The sequence below is a fragment of the Bradyrhizobium sp. genome, assembly GCF_027451485.1.
Taxonomy (GTDB): domain Bacteria; phylum Pseudomonadota; class Alphaproteobacteria; order Rhizobiales; family Xanthobacteraceae; genus Bradyrhizobium.
On record NZ_DAIDJE010000177.1, the window covers coordinates 1 to 3,436 of the forward strand.

At 62.5% G+C, this 3,436-nt stretch carries 3 protein-coding genes; 1 reads left to right on the forward strand and 2 read right to left on the reverse strand.

All coding sequences use genetic code 11. The annotated features are described in order from the left end of the window. Positions 1 to 1,071: a polyamine ABC transporter substrate-binding protein gene (locus NEZ08_RS21405; protein WP_298111453.1), complete on the forward strand. Its 1,071-nt coding sequence runs from the start codon at positions 1 to 3 to the stop codon at positions 1,069 to 1,071. 156 nt (positions 1,072 to 1,227) lie between these two features. Here the strand turns inward: NEZ08_RS21405 and NEZ08_RS21410 are convergent, their stop codons facing one another. Together NEZ08_RS21410 and NEZ08_RS21415 are read right to left on the reverse strand one after the other, a co-directional pair. Further along, positions 1,228 to 2,166, reverse strand: coding sequence for a lipid A biosynthesis lauroyl acyltransferase (locus NEZ08_RS21410; protein ID WP_298111456.1), 939 nt, complete (start codon positions 2,164 to 2,166; stop codon positions 1,228 to 1,230). 76 nt (positions 2,167 to 2,242) lie between these two features. Beyond that, a partial coding sequence (locus tag NEZ08_RS21415) for a beta-ketoacyl-ACP synthase (RefSeq protein ID WP_298111459.1) occupies positions 2,243 to 3,436 on the reverse strand: 1,194 nt, incomplete at its 5' end.

The following is a 3,436-nucleotide window of genomic DNA, read 5'->3' on the forward strand; positions in this document are numbered from 1 at the left end:
CTGGCTGCCATCCTGCTCGCACTACCGGCCGTGGCGAAGGCCGAGGAACGCACGGTCAATTTCTACAACTGGTCGAGCTATATGGCCCCGGGGGTGCTGGAGGACTTCACCCGGGAGACAGGAATCAAGGTTGTGTACGACACCTTCGATGCCAACGAGACGCTGGAGACGCGCCTGTTGGCCGGCAAGTCCGGCTATGATGTCGTGGTGCCGACGGGCTATTTCCTGCAGCGCCAGATCAAGGCCGGCGTGTTCCAGAAGCTCGACAAATCCAGGCTGCCGAACCTCGCCAATGCCTGGCCGATCGTCACCGAACGGCTCGCCACCTATGATCCCGGCAATCAGTACGGCGCCAACTACATGTGGGGCACCACCGGCATCGGTTACAACGTGACGAAGGTGGAGAACATCTTGGGTCCCGGTGCCAAGATCGACAGCTGGGACATCGTTTTCAAGCCGGAGAACCTCGCGAAGTTCAAAGATTGCGGCGTCCACATGCTGGACTCGCCCGACGACATCTTTCCCGCCGCGCTCAACTATCTGGGCCTCGATCCCAACTCGACGAAACAGGCGGACCTTGAGAAAGCCGCCGAACTTGTCGGCAAGATCCGCCCCTACGTTCGCAAGTTTCACTCTTCCGAATATTTGAGCGCGCTCGCGACCGGCGAGATTTGTCTGGTTGTGGGCTGGTCCGGCGACATCATGCAGGCGCGGAGTCGTGCCGGCGAGGCCAAAAGCGGCATCGTGGTCGGTTATGCGATTCCGAAGGAAGGCGCACAGATGTTCTTCGACAATCTGGCCATCCCAGCCGACGCCAGGAATGTCAATGAAGCCTACGAACTGATCAATTTCCTCTACCGGCCCGACATCGCGGCGAGGAATTCCAATTTCCTGTCTTACGCCAACGGCAATCTGGCGAGCCAGAAACTGCTCGATCCCAAGATACTCGACGACAGGAATATCTATCCAGGTGAGGCAACGCTTGCGAAGCTCTTTGTCATCACCGCGCGCGACCCCGCGACGCAACGCATCATCAACCGGCTCTGGACCAGGGTGAAGACGGGGCGATAAAGCATGACCCGGAAAAGTGTGTAGCGGTTTTTTCGAAAAGATCATGCTCAATCAAAGAGCTGAATCGCGATGTATGGGCGAGCTCCGCTTCGGCGCTCGCCCGCCCGATACGCGCAGCGCGACCGGTTCAACCCAATCTGATCGCGCTTTAGGGTTTCACCGCCATCTGCGGTGCAGCCACAACCACTGCTCCGGATATTCGCGAATCCATCCCTCGACTACCGACGTAATCGCCTGCATGGTGCCCTGGACATCGATCTGACCGGAGGCGTCGCGCACCGGTTCGATTTCCTCCGAAAGCTCCGCGCGGAAGCGATGACCGGGCAGGCGGATGATCCGTGTACCGTGGATCGGGCACTCGATCTGCCGCAACAGCCGCGCCAGCGTCGGGTTGGCTTTGGTCTTGCGGCCGAAGAATGTCACCTCCACGCCGTTGGTGAAGTATTGGTCGACCAGCATGGCGACGTGCTGGCCGTTGCGCAGCGCTTCGGCCATCTTCAATGGGGCATCGCGCCCGGCAGGGATGAGCGTCCCCATCTTCACCGCCCGCGATTTCTCGATGACCCGGTTGGCGGACGCGCTGTTCGGCCGGCGAAACAAGGTCGCCGCCTCGAGCCCGTGCGCGGCGGCCGCTACCGCTGGCAGTTCCCAATTGCCGAGATGGGCAGCGAAGATCAGCGCAGGCTTTTCGTCGAGCCTGAGCCTGGCGAACAGTTCATGGGTGCGCGGGCTGATGTCGATGCGGCTTCTTTCGGGAAACGCCGGATCGTGCTCCCAGATATGATCGAGATGGGCGAACTCGGCTGCCAGCCGTCCAAGATTATCCCAGACGCCGTCGAGAATGGCATCGATTTCCGCCGGAGGCTTCTCGGGGAAGGCGGCGGTCAGGTTGGCGCGGCCGATCCGCTGTTCGCGGCTCGCAACGACCGGTCCGATCCGGCGCGTCACATGCCCGAGGAAATCGGCGGTCCTGATCGGATCGAAATGGCGCATGGTGCGCAACAGAATGAACGTGAGCGCCCCGACCGCCGCCTCGCCAATCGGTTTCATCGCGTCGCGAATTCTTGCTCTGGCGCGAAGCAGCAGGGGGGACATCAGGGATCAACGACGGATAGGCCGGAAACGTGCCGGCGTTCGGGGCACATGGCGCCGGCGGGAAAAACCGCCCGCGCTAAACCGGTTCACGGGTCAGTATCAGCGAGGCATTCTGGCCGCCGAAGCCGAACGAGTTCGACATCACGGTCGTGACGCGCGCGTCGCGGGCCTTGTTGGGGACCACGTCAAAGGGAATGGCGGGATCGGGAATCTCGTAGTTGATGGTTGGCGGAATCCGCTGATGCTCGAGCGTCAGCAGCGAAAAAATCGCCTCCACCGCGCCCGCCGCCGACAGCGTGTGCCCGACCATCGACTTGTTCGACGACACCGGAATTTGCTGGGTGCGTTCGCCAAACACCGAGGAAATGCCGAGATATTCCATCTTGTCATTTTCCGGCGTACCGGTGCCGTGGGCGTTGATATAGTCGATCTGCTCGGCGTCGATGCCCGCGTCTGCCAGTGCGTTGCGCACGCAACCGATGATCGGCTTGCCGTCGGGGCTCGACCGGGTGCGGTGGAAGGAGTCGGCAAGTTCGCCGCAACCGGTAATGACGCCGAGAACCCTGGCGCCTCGTGCATTGGCCGCCTCAAGGCTCTCCAGCACCAGCGCCCCGGCGCCTTCGGCCATGACGAAACCGTCGCGGTTCTTCGAGAACGGCCGCACGGCGGCTTGCGGCGGGTTGTTATGGGTCGACAGTGCCGACAGCAGCGAGAAGCGCACCAAGGCTTCCGGATTAACGGAGCCGTCGGTCGCGACGCAGAGCGTGGCGTCGGCCTCGCCGCGCCGGATCGCTTCGACGCCGAGCTGAATGGCGCTCGCACCGGAGGCGCAGGCGGTGGAGGTTGAAATCGGCGACCCCCTGGTGCCGAATACCTCGGCCAAATGATCGGCGACCGAGCCGAACATGAATCGCCGGTGATAGGCCGTGTAGCGTCCGCCGCCGGCGACCCGCAGCATGGCATCGTAATTGATCTCGGTCGAAGACCCGATCGCGCGGCCGAGCTCCTGCCGTTGTGGCCACTCCACCTCGACCGGCGCCACCGCAAGGAACAGGGGGCCGGGAAAATCGCCCCTGGCGCCGATGCCGGCCTGCGCGACGGCCTCTTCGGCCACCAGTTCGCCGAGCCGCTCGGAAAGGTCAGTGGATGAAAACGGCTCGACCGGAATGAAATCCACGGTGCCGGCCATGGTCGTCTTCAATCCTTCGGTTGGGAAGCGGGTAATGGTGCGAATGCCGGATTCGCCCGCCGTCAGCTTCTTCCAGTTGTC

Coding starts and splice junctions, on each gene's coding strand:
- NEZ08_RS21410 (WP_298111456.1), bottom strand. CDS start 2,166: ATGTCCCCCCTGCTGCTTCGCGCCAGAGCAAGAATTCGCGACGCGATG.